Origin of the sequence: Flavobacterium sp. 38-13, assembly GCF_001899155.1 — a bacterium.
Classification (GTDB): Bacteria; Bacteroidota; Bacteroidia; order Flavobacteriales; family Flavobacteriaceae; genus Flavobacterium; species Flavobacterium lindanitolerans.
Map to the genome: position 1 here is coordinate 130,830 of NZ_MKVG01000006.1, position 20,398 is coordinate 151,227.

General features: G+C 45.8%; 17 protein-coding genes. 15 read left to right on the top strand and 2 right to left on the bottom strand.

The features are described 5' to 3' along the window. The first annotated feature begins 5 nt into the window (after positions 1–5). The 8 genes from BGO88_RS02680 (at position 6) to BGO88_RS02715 (ending at position 10,094) form a co-directional block, all read left to right on the top strand. Entirely contained in the window at positions 6–2,924 is a 2,919-nt protein-coding gene (locus tag BGO88_RS02680) for a hypothetical protein (RefSeq protein ID WP_286705863.1), read from the top strand. 11 nt (positions 2,925–2,935) lie between these two features. Further along, the gene (locus BGO88_RS02685) at positions 2,936–6,622 is read left to right on the top strand and encodes a DUF6443 domain-containing protein (protein WP_286705864.1); all 3,687 of its coding nucleotides are present in this window, start codon (positions 2,936–2,938) and stop codon (positions 6,620–6,622) included. Between the two features lie 2 nt (positions 6,623–6,624). Continuing rightward, positions 6,625–7,317 (top strand): hypothetical protein, encoded by a 693-nt coding sequence (locus tag BGO88_RS02690; RefSeq protein ID WP_286705865.1) that lies wholly within the window; start codon positions 6,625–6,627, stop codon positions 7,315–7,317. A 28-nt stretch (positions 7,318–7,345) separates the two neighbouring features. After that, positions 7,346–7,741 carry a hypothetical protein gene (locus BGO88_RS02695; protein WP_286705866.1) on the top strand — a complete coding sequence of 132 codons (396 nt, stop codon included), beginning with the start codon at positions 7,346–7,348 and terminating at the stop codon, positions 7,739–7,741. 183 nt (positions 7,742–7,924) lie between these two features. After that, the gene (locus tag BGO88_RS02700; RefSeq protein WP_286705867.1) at positions 7,925–8,524 is read left to right on the top strand and encodes a hypothetical protein; all 600 of its coding nucleotides are present in this window, start codon (positions 7,925–7,927) and stop codon (positions 8,522–8,524) included. A 2-nt stretch (positions 8,525–8,526) separates the two neighbouring features. Further along, positions 8,527–8,883 carry a hypothetical protein gene (locus BGO88_RS02705; RefSeq protein WP_286705868.1) on the top strand — a complete coding sequence of 119 codons (357 nt, stop codon included), beginning with the start codon at positions 8,527–8,529 and terminating at the stop codon, positions 8,881–8,883. 113 nt (positions 8,884–8,996) lie between these two features. Beyond that, a complete protein-coding gene (locus BGO88_RS02710; protein WP_286705869.1) occupies positions 8,997–9,350 on the top strand; it encodes an immunity protein Imm33 domain-containing protein in 354 nt (117 codons plus the stop codon). Positions 9,351–9,452: 102 nt separating this feature from the next. Beyond that, complete coding sequence (locus BGO88_RS02715; protein WP_286705870.1) at positions 9,453–10,094, top strand: immunity protein Imm33 domain-containing protein; 642 nt, start codon at positions 9,453–9,455, stop codon at positions 10,092–10,094. Between the two features lie 69 nt (positions 10,095–10,163). Here the strand turns inward: BGO88_RS02715 and BGO88_RS02720 are convergent, their stop codons facing one another. Further along, entirely contained in the window at positions 10,164–10,940 is a 777-nt protein-coding gene (locus tag BGO88_RS02720; protein ID WP_286705871.1) for an XRE family transcriptional regulator, read from the bottom strand. Between the two features lie 87 nt (positions 10,941–11,027). On the opposite strand from BGO88_RS02720, the gene dinB reads away from it, so the two are divergent. From dinB to BGO88_RS02745, 5 genes are all read left to right on the top strand, one after another. After that, positions 11,028–12,179, top strand: coding sequence for a DNA polymerase IV (gene dinB, locus BGO88_RS02725; protein ID WP_286705896.1), 1,152 nt, complete (start codon positions 11,028–11,030; stop codon positions 12,177–12,179). A 1-nt stretch (position 12,180) separates the two neighbouring features. Next, a complete protein-coding gene (locus tag BGO88_RS02730) occupies positions 12,181–15,237 on the top strand; it encodes a DNA polymerase III subunit alpha (RefSeq protein WP_286705872.1) in 3,057 nt (1,018 codons plus the stop codon). A gap of 13 nt (positions 15,238–15,250) precedes the next feature. After that, on the top strand, positions 15,251–16,633 hold the full coding sequence (locus tag BGO88_RS02735; RefSeq protein ID WP_286705873.1) for an exonuclease domain-containing protein: 1,383 nt from the start codon (positions 15,251–15,253) through the stop codon (positions 16,631–16,633). Positions 16,634–16,653: 20 nt separating this feature from the next. Next, complete coding sequence (locus BGO88_RS02740; protein WP_286705874.1) at positions 16,654–17,310, top strand: alpha-ketoglutarate-dependent dioxygenase AlkB family protein; 657 nt, start codon at positions 16,654–16,656, stop codon at positions 17,308–17,310. Positions 17,311–17,457: 147 nt separating this feature from the next. Beyond that, on the top strand, positions 17,458–17,832 hold the full coding sequence (locus tag BGO88_RS02745; protein WP_286705875.1) for a hypothetical protein: 375 nt from the start codon (positions 17,458–17,460) through the stop codon (positions 17,830–17,832). Positions 17,833–18,150: 318 nt separating this feature from the next. On the opposite strand, the gene BGO88_RS02750 is transcribed toward BGO88_RS02745, so the two are convergent. Next, positions 18,151–18,543 carry a hypothetical protein gene (locus BGO88_RS02750; protein ID WP_286705876.1) on the bottom strand — a complete coding sequence of 131 codons (393 nt, stop codon included), beginning with the start codon at positions 18,541–18,543 and terminating at the stop codon, positions 18,151–18,153. Between the two features lie 384 nt (positions 18,544–18,927). Here BGO88_RS02750 and BGO88_RS02755 point away from each other — a divergent pair, with 384 nt between their 5' ends. Together BGO88_RS02755 and BGO88_RS02760 are read left to right on the top strand one after the other, a co-directional pair. Further along, entirely contained in the window at positions 18,928–19,323 is a 396-nt protein-coding gene (locus tag BGO88_RS02755) for a single-stranded DNA-binding protein (protein WP_286705877.1), read from the top strand. A gap of 28 nt (positions 19,324–19,351) precedes the next feature. Next, positions 19,352–20,395, top strand: coding sequence for a DUF932 domain-containing protein (locus tag BGO88_RS02760; protein ID WP_286705878.1), 1,044 nt, complete (start codon positions 19,352–19,354; stop codon positions 20,393–20,395). Positions 20,396–20,398: the final 3 nt, after the last annotated feature.

Here is a 20,398-nt window from a genome sequence, read left to right on the forward strand (position 1 = left end):
CTAATATGAAAAGATTATTGACAATCATAATATTTCTTGCCGTGAACTTCCTGACGGATGCCCAGGAACAGCCGGCTACACTGGAATATGGCCAGGGGGCCATTTCGAACACTGCGGCAAGCGTGTTCAGGTTTGACAATGTGCCTGTCAACCTTTCGACAGGCGTGCCGGACATCAGCATACCGCTGCTGTCCCTACCAACACGCAGCAAAAACATTGGGATAGGTATGGAAATGTCATACCACCCCAGCAGCATATCTTCCGAAGGGGCGGTGCATGACGACATCAGGCAGCCCGGCTGGTCAATAAACAGGGGCGGCAGTATCGTAAGGACAATTGAAAATGCCTGGTACAGTTACGTAAGTGAAGAGACTGCTACCGAAACAAGATACTACAGCGACCGCTACCAGTTCAATTTTATGGGACATTCCGGAATCTTCTATCTTATTACGGATGCCAACAACAATCTCGTCCCTTCCCTATATTCCGGAAAGGGGGAAACACTTAAGGTAACCCTTGATTATGAACCTTCGACTTTCAGGGTAAATTCCTTTACAATTTATGATTCCCATAACTATAAGTACGTCTTCGATGTGGTAGACAGAAATTTGGGCTATATTACCCCCGGCTCTATCAGCAAGAACATACCTAAAAGTTTCAACCTGTCAGCAGTCTATGACAGCAATGGCAAGAAGCTGCTCACCTTTACCTATAATGAATTGAGGACTTTGGACCGGCAAACCGTAGCAATGCACGAGTATTCGACCATCAACAAGCTGACCTCCATACAATCCGAAGGTGTAGGGAAAATAAACTTTTCCCATACTTTTGGAACGAGCTCGGCAAATTCTGTCTCTGCAACCCTGGATGAAATTACCCTGACCGACCCCAACTCCAATATCCTGAAAAGAATCGACCTCAGGCAATGGGACAGGCTGACATTCCGCGATGCGGCACAAACAAAAGGAGATGAGTACCAATTCAGCTACAGCGACGGAACTTACGGAAATTACAGTACGGACAACGGCATTTTCGGAATAGATCCCTACGGGTACCCGACCTTTATCCGCTCCGAACAGCATGAGGACCTTCAGGTACTTGTAGACTATGCGGTAAATCCGAAGTTCTGTACCAAGGGCGTACTCGAAAAAATCTTGCTCCCTACGGGCGGAAGCGTCCTGTACGAATACGAGTCAAACACCTATTCGTACTTTAAGGGGAGCTCAATTTCTGAAATCTCTGTTCCCGGTGGAGGGCATGCAGAAGACCCTGAAAGCTATTATACCTACTACCCGGGAGAAACTACCTATCCCTACAACCATATTGTGGAAGAACTTTACAACGGCAGGATATCGAACCATTCCTTCTTCACTATCAGCGGCGCTCCAAAGGAGGTGTGCATCTTCATAAGGGAAGACCCATATTTCAGCGAACTGAGCAACACCTGGGTAACCCCCTCAATTACAATTGCAGGACAGGAACTGCCCCAAACAGAAAAACAGTTCCCCTTTTACAGGACCTACAATCCCGAAAACTTCGGCTATGGAAGGAGCTATATCCTTAACCCCGGAACCTACACCATCCAGTTGGGTCATATCTCCCAAAGCAATATTCCGATGGGCGCAACCCGGGTACTGCATTCCATACGTCGCAATCCCGACCTGAAGAAATGGAAATATGGCGGGGGGATACGTATCAAGAGGATTGCGCATTTTGATGCCGACGTGCCTGCCGACTATTTCAGGAAGAAGGACTATTACGGATATCCTGAATATACGCCCGTGAAGGAAACGCGCTACGACTACAACCTGTTTGACGAACCGAACCGCAGCAGCGGCAATCTGGTTTCCAGCGACAGGCATAATTTTAGGGAAGCATACGGGCACCTGGAGTTCGTAAGCTACCGCAACGTAACGGTAACCGATAGCGGAAACAACGGAAAGTCACAGTATACCTTTACCACATCGGCCGATTATCCCGGATTGGACCTCGACTACGATGGCCATATCAGCCTGTCACAGGATTTCAGGAGAGGCCTGCTCAAAAACAGGAAAGACTACGACAGAAACAACGTCCTTGTCAAGAACACCGACTATACATACCGCTTTTATGACGGTACCCGCTGGCAGAACTATTACATGGACAGGACAGTCGTTGACCGTACGGCCAAGGTAAGGACCGAAAGTGAGACCGTTACGGTCTACTCCGCAGGCTCCGCCCCTATCACGCAGACTACCCAATACAAATACCATCGTGACGCCAACCGCAGCCTTGAATCGGAAGAGACTACCAATTCGGCAGGAGAGGCAATCAAGAGCGTCTACTATTACAATACGATGGGACTGCCATTGAGCGAACACAAGTTTGCGCTGCTCGAAAAGAGCGAGGACTACTACAACGGCAGCATGGTTTCCACAAAGTGGACCAGACACTCCAATGCCTGGTCCGGAAATGCCTCATGGCTGCCATCCGAACTCGCCTATTCAAAAGGGGGCGGTCAGGAAGTTGTACAGACTAAATACAACCTTTACGATGAGTTTGGGAACCTGCTGGAAAGCGAACAGCCAAATGGCAGGAAGACCAGCTATATATGGGGCTATAACAAGACGGTTCTGGTAGCACAGATAGAAAACATGTCCTATTCCGCCATACCTGCCAGCATTATTACGGATATCCAGACGGCTACCGACAGCGGGGCAGAAACAACCGTATTGCAGAAACTGGAACTGTTACGCAGCAACGTAGTGCTGGCCAATGCCATGCCTACCACCTATACGTATAAACCGCTTGTCGGCATCTCGACCGTGACAGACCAGAAGGGCGACAGGATATCGTACGAATACGATTCCTTCGGGCGCCAAAAGGCGCTAAGGGACACGAACGGCAAGCTGATTTCGGAAACCAGCTACATTTTAACAAACTAAAACAGGCCAAAATGAAAAAAATATCATTCATCACAATGCTCCTAATGGCCGCCATGGGGCAGGCACAGCAAAAGAGCCATATAAAAACCACCATATACAAGACAGAAACATCGGTCTCGATAGCCGAACCTTCCGTGTCGCAGGCCATCCAGAACTATTCCTACTTTGACAGGTTGGGAAGGCCGGTCCAGCACCGGGCACACATGCAGTCAGATACCGGAAAGGACATCGTTACGCATATCGAGTACGATGCCTCCGGAAGGCAGTCAAAGGGGTTCCTGCCCTATGTGAGCTCTTCGGCCACAAAACAGTATGACGCCAATGCGGCTGCCGAAGTCCTTTCCTTCTACGCTTCGCCAACATTGGCAAGGACAGGGAACCCCGATTTTGAGGCAACTGCTAACCCGTACTCCGAAAAACAGTTCGAGGCTTCGCCCTTTGGAAGGGTTTCCAAACAGGCTTCGCCGGGAAGCAGGTGGCTCCTGCCCCCTTCCCCAGCCGGTAGCGACCACACCGTCAGGATGGAATATCTAACCAATGCCACGGCAGACCAGATAAGGCTATACAGGGCCGTTGCTGGAACACCGAGCGGCGGATATTATCCTATCACGCTTATGCATGACGGCTTTTATGGCGAAGGTACCCTTTACAAGTACCTGATGAAAGACGAGAACTGGACTGCCGGAAACGCCAACACGGTACAGGAATACAAGAACAAGAAGGGACAGGTCATCCTGAAAAGAAAGTACGGCATGTCAAGTGTCAACGGCGTACCGGCCGAAGGATGGCACGACACCTATTATGTCTATGACCAGTTCGGAAACCTTGCCTACGTGCTGCCGCCAATGTCAGACGGCAGCGGTTCGGCGGCGGATTTGGATGGGCTCTGCTACCAATACCGGTATGACGGGCGCAACAGGCTGGTAGAAAAGAAGGAACCTGGCAAGGATTGGGAGTTCATCATCTATGACAACCTGGGCCGGCCAGTCGCGACCGGGCCAGCCTATTCCCCGTTTTCCGACAGCGTCGAGCCGAATAATATAGGATGGCTGTTTACCAAATATGATGTGCATGGCCGAATAGCATACACGGGATGGATGCAGGCCAGCGTCAGCTCAGCGGACAGGCATACGCTCCAGACGGCCCGCGATACCCAGACTGCAAACCTCAATGAGAATAAAACGGTTACGGACAGCAACGTAAATGGCGTGGCAATCCGTTACTCCAACCAGGCATGGCCGACTGGTCCCACATGCCATATCCTGTCGGTCAACTACTACGATGATTACAATTTTCCCGGGGCACCTGCAAGTTTTCCCGATATTGAGGGGCAGCCCGTACATTATAACCTGTCGGTAAAGCCAAAGGGACTTCCGACGGGCTCATGGATCAGGGTACTTGAAACCGTGGCTGCCACCGGTGGGGAAACAGGCTATATCCTGTACGACTATAAGGCAAGGCCCATCCGTACGTGGTCGTCCAACTATCTCGGCGGCTATACGCAGCAGGACGCTAAGTTCGACTTTAGTGGCAAAACGCTTTACACCACCCTCGAACACAGGAAGACGGCAACGGGTAGCCCACTTGCCGTAAGGGAGGACTACACCTATAGCGGCCAGGGGCGCCTGCTGACCCATACGCACAAGATTGGCAGCAGGCCAACGGAACTTCTGGCCATGAACGGTTATGACGAGATGGGCCAGCTTGTTTCAAAAAGGACAGGGGGAACCGACCTGACGGGAAACACGCCCTTGCAGAAAATCGACTATTCCTACACCGTGAGGGGCTGGTTGAAGGAAATCAACAAGGTTGCCTCCCTGGCACAGCCCGGAGAACCTGCGGACCTTTTTGCCTACAAGATTGTATATGACTCCCCCGAAGCGGGCCAGGCACAGTTCAACGGGAACATCTCCGAAACCTACTGGAGGACGGCAAACGACAATATCCTGCGTAGGCATGCCTACCAGTTCGACGGCATGGGCAGGCTTACCTCCACTTCCTACCATAAGCCCGAAAGCGTTTCGGCACCAGACTCCTATAAGGAAAGCCAGGAATATGACAAGAACGGGAATATCAGGAAGCTGCAACGCTACGGTGAGTTCGACGACGTCGTAACGGCAATGATGATAGACGACCTGGTATATGCCTACCAGCCCAACACAAACCGCATCGCCAAGGTGACCGACCTTACTGGAAAGCCTGCCGGCTTTCGGGATGACAGTGACGGTTTCAACGACAATGCGGACGATTATACCTATGACATCAATGGAAATATAAAATCGGACCAGAACAAGAACATTGACAGGATTGCCTACAACCATCTTAACCAGCCGATAAAAATCATCTTCTCCACGGGGGCGACCATCGAATACCTGTACAACGCCGCCGGTGAAAAGTTAAGGAAGGTGGTTACGGAATCCCCCCGTCCGGTAAAGGTGGTGGAATATCTTGACGGGTTCGATTATGTGAACGGTACGTTGGAGGCCATCGCCACGACCGAAGGGTATGTCAAGTGCTCGCCTGCAGGTGGGGCCAGGCCCGCTACCTTCAACTACGTATACAATTATCATGACCACCTTGGCAATGTAAGGCTGAGCTATACCAGGGACCCTGCCACCGGAGAGGTAGCCATCATGCAGGAGAACAACTACTATTCACTTGGCCTTTCCCATAGGAACTACAATATGACAAAGAGGATGTATGACAGGGAGGGCACAGAGCTGATAGAATTCTGTCCGACCTGCCCAATCCCATACGTATACAACTACGGGTTTAACGGACAGGAGTTTCAGGAAGAACTGGGACTTAATCTTTACGATATGCCTTCTAGGGACTACGACCCGGCCATAGGAAGGTGGACCGGTATTGACCCGGTCGTGCATCACGAAAGGTCGCCTTACAACGGCCACGACAACAATCCAGCCTACTGGTCCGATCCCAGCGGTGCCGATGTCTACAATTGGGGCTGGGGTGTTGAAGCAGATGGTGAAGAAGCGAAGGATATTTACAAGTTCATTAATGCCCTGCTTAGCGGAAATTCAGCCCAATTAAAGATAAAGAAATCCAAGATACACGACTTCACGCACGTTATAACCCTTCAACAGGTTACTATTGAAATTATCGACAATAACTATAATTCGGCTTCCTACCTTGCCCAAGACTGGGTTTACAGGAAAAGCGGCTACTATGAATACCATTTCAAGGAATTGCGTGAAAAGCGATGGACGGATTTCCAGCGCACGATGGACTATATGGGTACCGTACCGGGTATCGGAGAACCTTTTGATGCCATCAGCGGTATCATGTCCGCGATAGACGGGGACTGGACAGGTGTAGCATTGAGTACGGCCGCCATTATGCCGATAGGCGGACAGGTGGCTACAGCTATCAAGATACAGCGCCACCATATCATACCGAAGGCGGTGTATAAAAACGCGGACAAAGCTGTAAGGGAAGCATTAGAATTGAACGGAGGTTTCAATCTGAAAAAAATACCAGCTCCTTTCCACGGCAATCACCCGCAGTACAGCGAATACGTAACACGTCGTTTAAATAATTTAGAAGATGTTAGTCCAGGCTCAATAAGGGCTTTACAAAAGGAGTTAAGCGGGATGATAAATAAAGCATACGATAATTATAAGGCAACAAATGGTCAGGAAAATTTAAATGATTACTTTAGAAAGCTAAATTCAAACTAACTATGAAATATTATCAGATATTTAGAAGTGCAGAACCAAAAGTAATTGGAATCAAAGATGGGACTTCGCAGGTCGAACTTATTACAAAAGATATGCTTAGCGAAAGTAGTTTCATCGATTTTGACAATCACTTTAGTGGCTCAAATAAGGTATTTTTTCAAAATCAGGATAAAATTGATTCTCTTTTGCCTCCTATTTTCAGAGGAGTTTTGCGAAAAAGAGCCTTTGTTACAGATTTGATGCAGTATGGACAAGTATTTCGTCATTTATATTACCTTTACAGTGAGAGATATATTAATATCTTAAAGACCCATAATATAGGTGAGTTCAATTTGTTTCCATTTAAAATTGAAAACGTCGAAAATCTGTACTATCTCTTATTTGTGAAAGCAATACCTCGAGAGGAAATTATTTTCAAAGACTCATTACTCTATACAGGGCAGAAAGTATTAGAGAATGTAAAATATTACGATGTAAACAACTTGCAACAGTACACAGATTTGGTAGCAACAACGCCCCTAGCGACTTTTGAAAAAATTGCTATTTCGAAAGAACATTCAGGAAAAGATTTGATTTCTATTCAAGGAGCTGCAAACTATTTTTATTCTGAAAAACTTGTTGATTTCTTATTAGATTGCGGCATTACGGGTTTACAGGTTGGTTATAACAATTCTGTTCAGTTGGAATTTGTATAATTTAATTTAAGGCATCTCCTAATCAGGGATGCCCCTTTTTATTAGTACTATCAACATTACAAGAACTAAAGGAACTCCATCCTTAGCAGAAATAATTATGAAAAAGATAATTTATGGTTTTATCCTATTATTTTCAATTTCGGCCTTTTCACAGGATTACAAATTCGGCTTTTCGAGCCGTTATCCCATAACTTATGACTCCAAGGGAGATTATATTAGGGGGGCCGAGGAAAAGGTTGAGGGTTCATTTTTCTTTGTCCTGACTTCCGTAGATTTTGAACTCAAAGGAGATGTCTATAAAAAACTAACTGCCTCAGGGACTAGTTTTGACGACAGACATCCTGACCTTTATGAGATGGTAACTATCACTTCAATCCAAACCCCCGAGCGGCAAGTGCGAAATCAAGCTCTATCAGTTTCTTGACCGTAGAATGCAGGTATTCTCATCCTGTGAAGGGAAGGATTATCTCTATGTTATTGATAAAGCTATTGCAGAAGACGGTACGGTATATGGCGTGAAAATATAAATAGAAAAACTCTTTCTGAAAATGAGAATAGTTTTGGTGCACATATGCTAGGTATTGTTAATGGCATAAATAATGTGATAATGGGAACTGTAAATGCAGTAACCCAACCAAAGGAAACTTTAGAAGGTCTTGGAAATTTGATGATCCCTAGTCCTTTCCCTGGTGGAGGTTTCTCCATAGACGCTACATTTGGGACAAATTCAATGGGGGCGAAAATGAATGCTGTAAATTCGTTGGTCAATAGTGCTGATAATCTTGCTAATGGGAGTGGATTTGAAAGAGGAACGGTTATTGGCGAAATTGCAGGATCATTTGTTGCGGCAAAAGGACTTAACTATTCATCAAAAGCGCTTGGTGGATTTGTTGAAGGTAACAAGACGACAAATGTCTTTAGGGTTTTTGGTGGAGACGCAAAGGCAAAAGGTTTTTCTTGGACACCTGATAATCCTAATTCAGTTCCTGATTTTAGGGAAGCTGCTGGTCTACCATCGGGAGGAGCTAGCGGAGCAACTAATACAGGACAGTTTGTAATAGAAGGAACTGTCAAAAATAAAAATATTATGAAAAAGAAAATGGCAGATCCTTTAGATGGAAAAGCTGGGAATGGGGTGAGAGAATATATAATAGATCCAAATAATGTGGAGATAAAGAGAGTATCAGGAGCTAACCCAACATTTTAATTATGAAAAAAGATAAATATATCCTTTCGTCCTTAGACAGTTACGAGTTTGAAGAACCTAGAATAATAGAAATCATTAAATCAATCTTTATACAGTCAGACGTAAAACGCAAAGAAGGTTGGCTTGTAAAGATTGAGCCTAGTTTAATAGGGCAAAGCTATGGATTAGGCGCAGAGAATATTGATTATTTAATCTTAAGCCCAAGACATTTGGATGTGATAATATCTGATATTAAAGAGTTTCCTTGTTTTGTTTACATAATTAGAATTAAAGATAATAAAGTGCCTTCCGTAGATATACTAGATGTTAATGATACAGAAGTAATTGCTTGGGGAGAAATATATCTTAAGGATAGGTAATATTAGGAGCCTTACGATATAATCTCAGATAGGTTTAAGCAGTATTGTTTTATAATTAGCATTATTAAAACAGATTAGGGCTATTTATTCAAATAGTCCCTATTTTTAATATTATGGGAAATGATTTAGAAAACTTACAAAGAGAAATTTGCTCAAATTATGGGTTAGAATTTCAAAGATCAGATTTGAGTCTTAAAGTTGGTGTTTCTTTAAGCGTTAAAGACAATCAACAACCTATACATGCTTTAAGGCATCAAAAAGGTGAGGATACAACAGGCTGGTACATATGGGCTGGCGAATATTCCGAAGAGGAAGACTTCTTTAAACCATTACATACAGTTCATCTTGATGAATGGTGCCCTGTAATTATGCCTTATTTAGGTTTGCCAGCTGGAACAAGAGTTTTAATTGCTGAAGATGGTAAATATGTTGATGTATGGACAGACCCTACATTATTAGAAATTTAATAGTCAATAAGTCTCTGTAATAATAAAAAATGGGGCTATCTATTTTAAATAGCCCCTATTTAACATTATACAAATATTATCGCTATTCGATAGACCAAAAATATGTTAGAAGTATTTAAAGGAAAGGTTATAAAGTTTGTAGATCCTTATTACATTACTGAAGGATTAAGCAATGATATGGTTTCAGAAGTAAGGGTTAAAAAGGGAAGTTTTAAGGAGGAGGATTACATTTATGTATTAAAGTACATCATTGAGTATGTAACGCAAGAAAATGCCAAAATCCTTCCTGACCAAACTATTGGCTTCAACTCATGGATTTTAAATTTTATACTCAAACAAAACGAATATCTCGAAATTTATGAGACGCATCCAGTAACCCACGAACTTGTGCAAGGCTGCGATTATTCATTAGAAGTAATGAATAATCAGATTAAAGTCTGTGACAAACACTCTTCGAAATACCTGTTCACACGGGTTAATCAAAACATAGCTATTTCCGATGGTGTTTTCGAAGGAGTCGCAGTTGAAGGGGTAAGATATGAGGCTCCTGAACATATGTCGGGCCGGTATCTTACGACTGATCTTTATAACGATGATATCAATTCACTTAAACAAATTAGACTTCCTGATTTGGCCCGTAGAAGACCTGAATTAATAAAATACCTAGCATTGGATAATGGTTTCAGATTTTTTGCCGACTCAAAAAATGATGAAGTCTGGTTTGATGAAGAAGTATTGGATTAATCTTATAATCTAACAATTCTAAATGATGGGACTATTCTCTTAAAAGTTCTAGCCACAAAAAAGCCAATCTTAAGGATTGGCTTTTTTATTTCTCTTTAGTTCAATAATCTCATTTCTCAACTGCCCAAACATTTCCCTAATGGTCTGCGGGCTCAGGTCATCAGGTTCAAATTCATGGGTAGAAATACTTGCGGCATAGGCCCAAACTTCAATAATGCTTTCGGCAGTAATCTCATAGGGCGTATAAAAATCATTGTCAGAAGACAATACAAAACGCCCCTCCCCGTTCCTACGCACCCTTTTATACACCACTCCATTATCTTTGGTTAAAAGTACATAGGTTTTGCCATTGGAAATATCCGAAAGGCTTTCCAGATAACGCCCGACAACCAGCGAGCCGTCTCGATGCGGAGGCATCGAATCCCCATTTATAGGAAAGGCCCTAAACTTCCCATTTCTTAAAAAAGGCAGCGAAACATGTTCAAGTGCTTCTATAAACTCAGGATCGGCATAGCCCGTCAAATAACCTGCCTTTACCTTTTGGGTAACCACCTCGATTCGGTTTTCCCCCTGGCTGTCCACCATAATCGGAAGTACCAGCCTGTTGTCCTCAAGCTTCAATAGGTCGTCCGTTGGAATCTTGCGTATATCCACGGAAAGCAGCAGGTCGATGCTGATATGGTGAAAGTGTGCGATGCGCTTCAGTATGTCATAAGGGGCCTCAGAGGTACCGTATTCATATTTAACATAGCGCTCTCGCGTAATTTCAAGGCTTGTGGCGATACTTTCCTGAGAAATACCCTTTTTAACCCTTAGTGTCCTGATGTTGTCGGAAAACAGTGACATATTGATTTTGTTGCTATTTGGAACACCAAAATTAAACAAAATTGTTCTAATCAGTACTAATTTTGTTTCACTAAACTTTTGATGATGATGGAGCGTGCGATAGTCCATATGGATTTGGATACCTTTTTTGTATCCTGTGAGCGGTTGGTGAATTCCCAATTAAAGGGCATTCCGCTGATTATTGGTGGTGGCGACCGTGGGGTGGTTTCCTCCTGTTCCTATGAGGCAAGGGCCTTTGGCGTACGCTCGGCCATGCCTATGAAGATGGCGCTGCGCCTTTGTCCGCAGGCAAAAGTGGTCAAAGGCGACATGGAACTCTACTCCAAGCTATCGCATACCGTTACTGAAATTATTGAGGAAAAGGCACCAGTGGTAGAAAAGGCATCGATAGACGAGTTTTATCTCGACCTCACGGGAATGGACAAGTTTTTCGGCACCTATAAGTGGACCAACGAGCTGGGCGCAAGGATCGAAAAAGAAACGGGACTGCCGATCAGTTATGCACTGTCTGTCAACAAGACTGTTTCAAAAATAGGCACGGGCGAATCCAAGCCGAACGGCCATCGGGAAATTCCGAATACCGACGTAAAACCCTTTCTCGACCCGCTTTCCATCCGCAAAATACCTGGACTTGGCGAGGTTACCTTTACCCTGCTCTCCCGCATCGGCATCAGGCAGATCAGGACGCTTTCCGAAATGCCCGCCGAAGTCCTTCAGCAGATGATTGGAAAAAACGGAATAGAGCTTTGGAAAAAGGCCAATGGCATCGATTTTGCCCCAGTAGAACCCTACAGGGAAAGAAAATCGCTATCGACCGAACATACCTTTACACAAGACACCATCGATATACCCAAACTCAGGGCATTGCTATCGGGTATGGTTGAGAAACTTGCCTTCCAGTTACGCGATGAGGAATGGCTTACCTGCACGGTAACGGTCAAGATCCGCTACAGCAATTTCGATACGGAAACCAAACAGTGCCGCATCCCCTATACCTCAGCCGACCATATGCTTACCAAAACAGCCTTGGAGCTTTTCGAAAAGCTCTACCAACGCAGGATGAGGCTCAGGCTGGTGGGCATACAGTTTAGCGGACTGGTTAGGGGCAGCTACCAGATCAACCTTTTTGAAGACACGCAGGAAATGATGGCCCTTTATCAGGCAATGGACAAAATGAAAAAACGCTACGGCTTCGATGCCGTTGCCCGCTGTGCGGGAGCAAGATTAAAAAACGGATAGCATGTACCTCAACTCCCACTCCTACCACAGCCTGAGATACGGCACCATTCCGCTGGACGAGCTTGTAGACCTGGCCGCCCAATCGGGCGTTACCGCCATGGCCCTCACCGACATCAATACTGTTACGGGGATATACGATTTTGTAAAATATTGCAATGCCAAAAACATCAAACCTTTGGTTGGCATGGAGTTCCGCTGCAATGGAAAGTGCCGTTATATCGGCATCGCCAAAAACCAAAAGGGCATTGCGGAAATGAACCGCTTCCTGACCAGCCACAATTTTGAGGGTAAGCCGCTCCCGCTTGCCGCACCTTCCTTTAGTGATACCTTCGTCATCTATCCGTTTGGTAAAGCACCGCAAAAACTGGCCGAAAATGAATTTATCGGCATCAGGGAAGACCAGCTATTGCAACTCTTTAGCAAAGAAAGGAAATTACAAATGGGCAAATACGTCATACTCCAGCCAGTAACCGTACGTAACGATGAGGAGTATTTCCTTCATAAGGTATTGCGTTGCATAGACCACAATACACTGCTTTCCAAACTGGCTCCTGAAGACCACTGCCTGCGTTCCGAAGTACTGTACCCGCAAGGTAAGCTGCTTGAAAAGTTTAAGGACTATCCCGAAATCATTGCCAATACTTTCAGGCTTATCGAACATTGCGATTTCCAATTTTCGTTCGATGTCCCACGGAATAGGAAATATTATACCAACAACAAGGCTTCCGACATGCGGCTGCTCACAACCCTTGCCTATCAGGGATTGGAAAAACGCTACGGAAAGGATGCCGAAGCCAGGCGAAGGGTTGAGAAGGAACTTCGGGTCATCGACGAACTGGGGTTCAGCGGCTACTTCCTCATCACGTGGGACATTGTGCGTTACAGCAACAGTATGGGGTTCTTACACATTGGTCGTGGTTCTGGTGCAAACAGCATCGTCAGCTACTGCCTTGGCATTACGGCCATCTGTCCTATCGAACTTGACTTGTATTTTGAACGCTTCCTCAACGAAAGCCGCAAGACCCCGCCCGACTTTGACATTGATTGGAGCTGGAAGGAAAGGGACGTCATCCTGGAATATATCTTTAACCGATACGGACGGGAACATGTGGCCTTTTGCGGTACCAACGTCGAGTTCAAGTACCGCTCGATTTTTAGAGAAGTCGGCAAGGTATTCGGGCTTCCAAAGGAAGAACTGGACCAACTGGCAAAAAACCCGATGGATATGCACGACGGAAACGAAGTGGTGCGCAAGGTGCAGCATTATGGCCTGATGCTTGAAAAGTATCCCAACCAGCGGAGTATGCACGCATGCGGGATTATCATCTCCGAAGAGCCGATCACCAACTTCTCCACGCTGGAGATGCCGCCAAAAGGTTTCCCTATCGTGCAGTTCGACATGCACGTGGCCGAAGACATCGGCTTTGACAAGTTCGACATCCTGAGCCAGCGTGGCATCGGGCATATTGACGATTCCGTAAAGCTTATCCAAAAGAACAGGGGCATCAGGGTCGACATCAGGGACAACAGCCTATCAAAGGACGAGAAGGCCGCAAATGATTACCTCCAGATTGGGAAGACCATAGGCTGTTTCTATATCGAAAGCCCTGCCATGAGGGGACTGTTGAGGCGATTAAAATGCGACAACTATAAGACCTTGGTAGCCGCTTCCTCCATCATACGCCCGGGAGTAGCACAATCGGGAATGATGAGGGAATACATATTCCGGCATAACAACCCCGACAAGTTCGAGTATTTCCATGAGGTCTTCCGTGAACAGCTTGGGGAAACGTATGGGATTATGGTCTATCAGGAAGACGTCATCAAGATTGCCCTCCATTATGGCGGGCTTACCGCAGCGGATGGGGATATCCTAAGAAGGGCCATGAGCGGCAAAGGAAGGTCTAAGGCTGCGTTACAGAAAGTACGGGATGACTTTTTTATATCCTGTGCCAGAAAGGGCCATCCGCAGGAACTGAGCATGGAGATCTACAGACAGATAGAATCCTTTGCGGGCTATTCCTTCTGCAAGGCGCACTCGGCATCCTATGCCGTGGAAAGCTACCAGAGCCTGTATTTGAAGGTACACTACCCCATAGAGTTCATGGTAGCCGTTATCAATAACCAGGGCGGATTTTACCGTACGGAGGTCTACATACACGAGGCAAGGATGTCAGGGGCAACCATACACAATCCCTGCATCAACATGAGCGAATACGAAACGACGCTGTATGGCACCGACGTGTTTTTGGGGCTGATGCATTTGGAAGGATTGGAAACGAGACTGGCGCAGTCCATCATTACCGAACGTATCGAAAACGGGAACTATCTCTCCCTTGAAGATTTTATCAACCGCATACCGATAGGCATAGAATCCGTACAGATACTCATCTTTATCGGCGCGTTCCGCTTCACGGGCAAGAGCAAGAACGAGCTGCTGGTAGCAGCAAGGCTGATACTGGTGAACTACTGGCCAGAAAACAGAACCCTATCGCTGCTGAACGAACCCGTAAAGGAATATGCCCTGCCGAAACTGGAACGCTCGCCTTTTGAGGACGCTTTCGACGAGATCGAACTGCTCAGCTTTCCCGTGTCCTGCTCCCCTTTTGACCTGCTGGTCACAAAGTTCAGGGGAAACACGATGGTCTCGGAGCTTTTGCAGCACCATAAGAAAACAGTACGCATGCTGGCCTATCTCATTTCAAGGAAGCACGTGCCTACCAAAAAGGGCGTCATGTACTTTGGGACATGGATTGATGCCAACGGCGATTATTTCGATACCGCCCATTTTCCCGACTCGCTGAAAAATTACCCTTTTCAGGGCGGGGGCTGCTACCTGCTGTTGGGAACGGTGGAGGTAGATTTCCATTTTCCTACCATTACCATACACAAGATGGCAAAAATGCCGTTTATACCAGATCCGAGATATGCTAATTCCGATGCCAAACAATACAAGGCGCAGCAGAACATCAAGGAAGACGTCAGCATGACCCATCGGGCTCCCTATCCGCAGGAACATGAGATTGGACTGCCAAGGCATAAGATGAACAAAACCTAACAGAGAAAGCAAGATGAAGAAAAGAGAATATGCCATAGTAGATATAGAAACCACGGGAGGTAACGCCTCACATAGCCGCATTACCGAAATCTGTATCATCATTCATGACGGGCTAAATATCATTGACCGTTGGGAAACGCTGGTCAATCCGCAAAAGGATATACCGCCACCCATATTTGCCCTTACTGGTATCAATAACGAAATGGTTGCCGACGCGCCCATATTTGATGACATTTCTGAAAAGGTATTGGGAATGCTGCAAGACCGTATTTTTGTAGCCCACAACGTAAACTTCGACTATTCCTTTGTCCGTCATGAACTGGAATTATCGGGTTTTAAATGGACCGCAAGGAAATTATGCACGGTGCGCACAGCAAGGAAAATAAGGCCTGGGCTCTCATCTTACAGTTTGGGCAACCTGTGCCGTTCCCTAGACATACCATTGCTAAAAGCGCACCGTGCGGGTGGTGATGCCGATGCCACAGCCATCCTGTTCTCACGCTTGATGCTGTGGGATGAAGAGGGGCACATCCAAAAAATGATCAGTAGAAATTCGCACGACCAAAACTTACCGCCCAACCTACTGCCTTCAGATTTTGAACAGTTGCCCGAAAAGCCTGGCGTATATTATTTCTACGACCGATCAAAAAAGGTGGTTTACGTGGGAAAGGCAAAGAACCTGAAAAAAAGGGTGGCACAGCATTTCTCGGGACACAAGATCACACCCCAACGCCAAAATTTCATGCGAGATATCTACTCCATTTCCTATGAAATCTGTGCTACCGAATTTATGGCACTGTTGTTAGAATGTTGCGAAATCAAAAAGCTTTGGCCCATACATAACAAAGCTTTAAAACGGTTTGAACCCAAGTTTGCGCTTTACCATTACGAAGCACGTAACGGCTACCAATATCTGGCGATCGGCAAGCTGGCCAAAGGACAGGAAGGTGTCGAATTGTTCCACTCCCAATATGACGGCATTAACCTGTTACTAAAACTGGCAGGCGAATTTCTTATTGACCATCGGTTTTGCCACTACCATACGGCGGAACAAGGCGAATTTACTGCTAAGAAAGCACCCGACGATTTACCTTGTGTAGAGGAACATAATGATAAAGTAAACCAGGCACTTGATTACCTGCTGGCAGGTAGGCCAACTTTTGGCATTATAGATAGGGGACGAACTACCGATGAACGCAGTTGCATTTGGGTGGAAAACGGCCACTTTTTTGGCATGGGCTACATCCCATTAGACATCGGTATTTCCGATTCCTCGGAAATCAAAAGCTATCTTACCCGATATGGCAGCAACCAATATATCATGCAACTCATTGAAACCTACACGCAGAAGTATCCTGGAAAAATCTTCAGGCCAACTGTTTTGGTAGAACAATAACACATAAAAAAGCCAGAAACATGACCCTATTTAATGATACTTCACTCTTTTTTCAAGGTACACAGGGTAAAAAGATATTCGATTTGCCCGATACGGAACTGATGCTCATTGACGGCTTCTTCTCCAAGGAAGACGCTGACCGATATTATGAAACACTACTCCACCAAACAACATGGAAAGAATACCAGATGGAGATTTATGACAAAACCGTAACGGCTCCTCGAATGATTTCATGGTATGAAGATAAAAGCAACATTGGAGCCGACCCTAATGGGGCAGATTGGACTCCAGAACTGCTCCTCATCAGACAGAAGGTAGAACAGGAAACTGAATTGGGATTTAATAGTGTTTTACTCAACTTATATCGCAATGGCAGCGACGGCGTGGCATGGCACAGTGACCGTGAACACAATACGGGCAAAGACCCTATTATTGCTTCGGTAACTTTTGGAGAAACAAGAATGTTCAAACTGCGCCACAAATTCAGGAAGGATATTCCCATCATAGAAATACCGCTGCATCACGGCTCATTCCTTTTGATGGGCGGAACGACCAACAGCTTTTGGCAGCACCATGTGCCAAAGACTGCCAGGGATGTAAGGCCGAGGATTAATTTGACGTTTAGGCAGATGAGGAGGTTGCCGCAGACCCGGCTTACATCAATAATGGAGGCATAACAAAACGCTATGCAGATACCAAATGTAAATTCCAGCAATGCGGCGTGCATGGTCCACATAAAAAATCTTGAAACAATTTGTGAAGTAAGTATAAGACGCTTTCCTCCTATAGAAACTATCTTAGAACCCTAACAAAAATTCCATAATATGATCCTGTCAGACAAAGAAACAGCCATAAGGAAGGGATATAGCCGAACAAAGGAAGACCTCGAATTAAAGGTCCTTGGCGCCCTTGTCCTGTCCTTTTTCCTGCCTTTTATCGGTCCCATGATTGTATTTGCGATGGCCGTTAAAAATACCTTCAAAAAGACCGTCTATTTTACAAGGACAGAAGCCCACCGCCATCCACCTCTCGTGCCGATCCGGTTCGCAGCAGGGACTGCGGACATACTAATCGTACCTGCCGGAAGGCATGAACTCAGGAATACCCGCCTGAAGGCGGCAACCTACTATATTTTTGCCGTGGGTTCCTTTGTACTGCACCTGATAGTATGGCAAGCACATTGGAGTGCCGCTGGTTAACACCTCCACTATGGTAAACATGTAACAGAAAATTATTAAAATATAAGCCTTGCCAACTGCCATGAGCTAATTTTGCATCTCCTACCTGGGGAAAACACATGTAGATAAGTTAAGTTAGAGCGAAAGGATAGCATCAGATGCTATCCTTTTTTTGTGTACAGGTGTATATACTTTTCCGTCAGGCCTCCAACCCAACAATAGTCATTCTACAGCCATGCGCTGCCCCTTTTGCCCGAAAAAAAAGTTTTATAAAAAGGCAATGGGGCGGCCTTGTACAATTTAAAAGTTTTTCAGCTAAGGCCAAGGTGAAATAACAGCCTATTTTTCCCTAATATATGTTACGGTATATACGATTGGGACCTGGATGTTAAGTTCGCCAGTGCCTGAACTCGTATAGCCCTTGCCAAAAGTAAGCTGTTCGCGTACTCCGGTGGACGGCTTGGACTTAAAACTATTCACTGACAGAACTGGACCGATCATCTCAAAATCGGGATGGTTCATGATGTTCCTCAGCATCGCATTGAACTGTTCTATGTCGCTGGTATTCAATGTGGTCTTGAATACCGTCTTCATTGTGCTTCCGTCCTTATAATATTGGCTTTCCACTGTCAGCTTCTCTTTATCATTTCCGCTCTTCTGGAAGTAAAAGGTAAAGGACCTGTCGGTACCACTTGCGGTATTGGGCACAAACCTCATCATCGGGTAGCCCATCAGCTGCTGCGAATGACATGCGTCGATTTATGGGCGGGCGTTGATATCAACCATCCGATATAACAATTTTCTCTGACTGTACCAATATTCTTCAGGACAGCAAAAAAGCCGGGGGTGTTTTCCAATCGAAACGGATAAAAAGGCAGCCAAGGTATGGCGGTCAGCCCCTGCTCCTCCCAGCCAAAAGACTACCGCATAAACGGCCGCCGCCCCAAAGGGTCCCCTCCAATTATTCAGTTTCCTTTTGGCTCCTGCTCCTGACCGCTCTGATTGTCTGCTTTCTTTTTTTCCGTTTTTTCTTTTGGAAAAAACAAATCAAAAAAACTAAAGAGGACACGGGGAAAGGGAAGCGTAACAGGATTGTAAAACTAAAAAACAAAAATCATGGAAATTATCGGAAGACTGACAGCAGACAGCACAGTCAAAACAATCGGAGAAAACAGGCAGGTGTTGAACTTCAGCATTGCAATGAACGACAGCTACAAGCCAAAGGACGGAGAGAAAAAGGAAGTTACCACCTACGTGGACTGCTCATTTTGGCGTGATGCAAAAAGGGCGCAATGGCTCAAAAAAGGGGCTATGGTACAGCTAACGGGGCGTATCGGGCTGAATGCCTATATAGACCGAGAGGGAAATGCGGTAGCAAGGCTCACTTTCCACGTCAACGAAATCAACATCTTGGTTTTTGCCAAGAAGGAAGGACAGCCAATAGCGGTTAGGGAGGGAATGAACTTCGTACCCGATGTTAGCGAACTGCCAACCGAAGACCTACCATTTTAACTATTTATCCACCTAAATCACAGAAATCATGGGACACAATTTGAATTTAAACGAGAGAACGGGGAAATATTCATTTTTCAGCGTTAAGGAAAAGGCATGGCACGGACTTGGACAGATCGTGGAAGATTATCCGACAAGCGCACAGGCGCTAAAATTTGCGGGACTGGATTACGAGGTTGTCAAAGAGCCGAATATACATATACTGCCAAGCGGTAAGAGCGTCGTTTCGGACAGCAGTTTCTTCACCTACCGCACAGATAACGAAACCATATTGGGCGATAGGCTTGGCAAGGACTATCACATCGTACAGAACCGCGAAGCCTTCAATTTCTTCGACTCCATAGTCGGCAACGGGGAAGGCATCATGTACGAGACGGCGGGTGCATTGGGCAACGGGGAACGCATATTCATTACCGCCAAATTGCCGGGATATATCCGAGTGGGCAACGGTGACGATGTGACGGAAAAATATATTTTCCTTACCACCAGCCACGATGGAAGCGGAAGCATTACCGCGGCATTTACCCCTATCCGTATCGTTTGCCAAAATACCCTTAACGCTTCGCTCCGCAACATGAGCAACGTGGTGCGTATCAAGCATACATCGGGTGCGGGAGACCGTATTGCGGAAGCCCACAAAATCATGGGATTGGCAAACAAGCTGACCGACCAATTGGGCGACATCTTCAACAATTGGACGACCGTAAGGGTAACCGACCAAGAAGTGCGCAAGCTGATACAGTTGGCACTGTGCCCGAACAAGGAAAGCTACGAACTGATTAAAAAGGGTGCGGAGGACGAACTTTCGACCATTTTCAAGAACACGGTAGAGGACGCCTTTGCGTATGCGATGATGAGCGATACCCAACAGATGGAAACCACAAAAGGCACGCTGTTCGGAGCATACAATGCCGTAACGGGCTATTATCAGAATGTACGCAAATACAACGATGATGAGGCCAAATTGCAGTCCATCGTTTTGGGCGGTACGGCACAGCAGAACGGACAAAAGGCTTTTGAACTGTGCAGTAATATACACAAGAGCGGGACTGAAATCCTAAATCTGAACTAAGGC

Coding starts and splice junctions, on each gene's coding strand:
- BGO88_RS02700 (WP_286705867.1), top strand. CDS start 7,925: ATGGGAACTGTAAATGCAGTAACCCAACCAAAGGAAACTTTAGAAGGT.
- BGO88_RS02745 (WP_286705875.1), top strand. CDS start 17,458: ATGATCCTGTCAGACAAAGAAACAGCCATAAGGAAGGGATATAGCCGA.
- BGO88_RS02710 (WP_286705869.1), top strand. CDS start 8,997: ATGGGAAATGATTTAGAAAACTTACAAAGAGAAATTTGCTCAAATTAT.
- BGO88_RS02740 (WP_286705874.1), top strand. CDS start 16,654: ATGACCCTATTTAATGATACTTCACTCTTTTTTCAAGGTACACAGGGT.
- BGO88_RS02720 (WP_286705871.1), bottom strand. CDS start 10,940: ATGTCACTGTTTTCCGACAACATCAGGACACTAAGGGTTAAAAAGGGT.
- BGO88_RS02715 (WP_286705870.1), top strand. CDS start 9,453: ATGTTAGAAGTATTTAAAGGAAAGGTTATAAAGTTTGTAGATCCTTAT.
- BGO88_RS02680 (WP_286705863.1), top strand. CDS start 6: ATGAAAAGATTATTGACAATCATAATATTTCTTGCCGTGAACTTCCTG.
- BGO88_RS02755 (WP_286705877.1), top strand. CDS start 18,928: ATGGAAATTATCGGAAGACTGACAGCAGACAGCACAGTCAAAACAATC.
- BGO88_RS02735 (WP_286705873.1), top strand. CDS start 15,251: ATGAAGAAAAGAGAATATGCCATAGTAGATATAGAAACCACGGGAGGT.
- BGO88_RS02685 (WP_286705864.1), top strand. CDS start 2,936: ATGAAAAAAATATCATTCATCACAATGCTCCTAATGGCCGCCATGGGG.
- dinB (WP_286705896.1), top strand. CDS start 11,028: ATGGAGCGTGCGATAGTCCATATGGATTTGGATACCTTTTTTGTATCC.
- BGO88_RS02730 (WP_286705872.1), top strand. CDS start 12,181: ATGTACCTCAACTCCCACTCCTACCACAGCCTGAGATACGGCACCATT.
- BGO88_RS02760 (WP_286705878.1), top strand. CDS start 19,352: ATGGGACACAATTTGAATTTAAACGAGAGAACGGGGAAATATTCATTT.
- BGO88_RS02705 (WP_286705868.1), top strand. CDS start 8,527: ATGAAAAAAGATAAATATATCCTTTCGTCCTTAGACAGTTACGAGTTT.
- BGO88_RS02690 (WP_286705865.1), top strand. CDS start 6,625: ATGAAATATTATCAGATATTTAGAAGTGCAGAACCAAAAGTAATTGGA.
- BGO88_RS02750 (WP_286705876.1), bottom strand. CDS start 18,543: ATGGGCTACCCGATGATGAGGTTTGTGCCCAATACCGCAAGTGGTACC.
- BGO88_RS02695 (WP_286705866.1), top strand. CDS start 7,346: ATGCCCCTTTTTATTAGTACTATCAACATTACAAGAACTAAAGGAACT.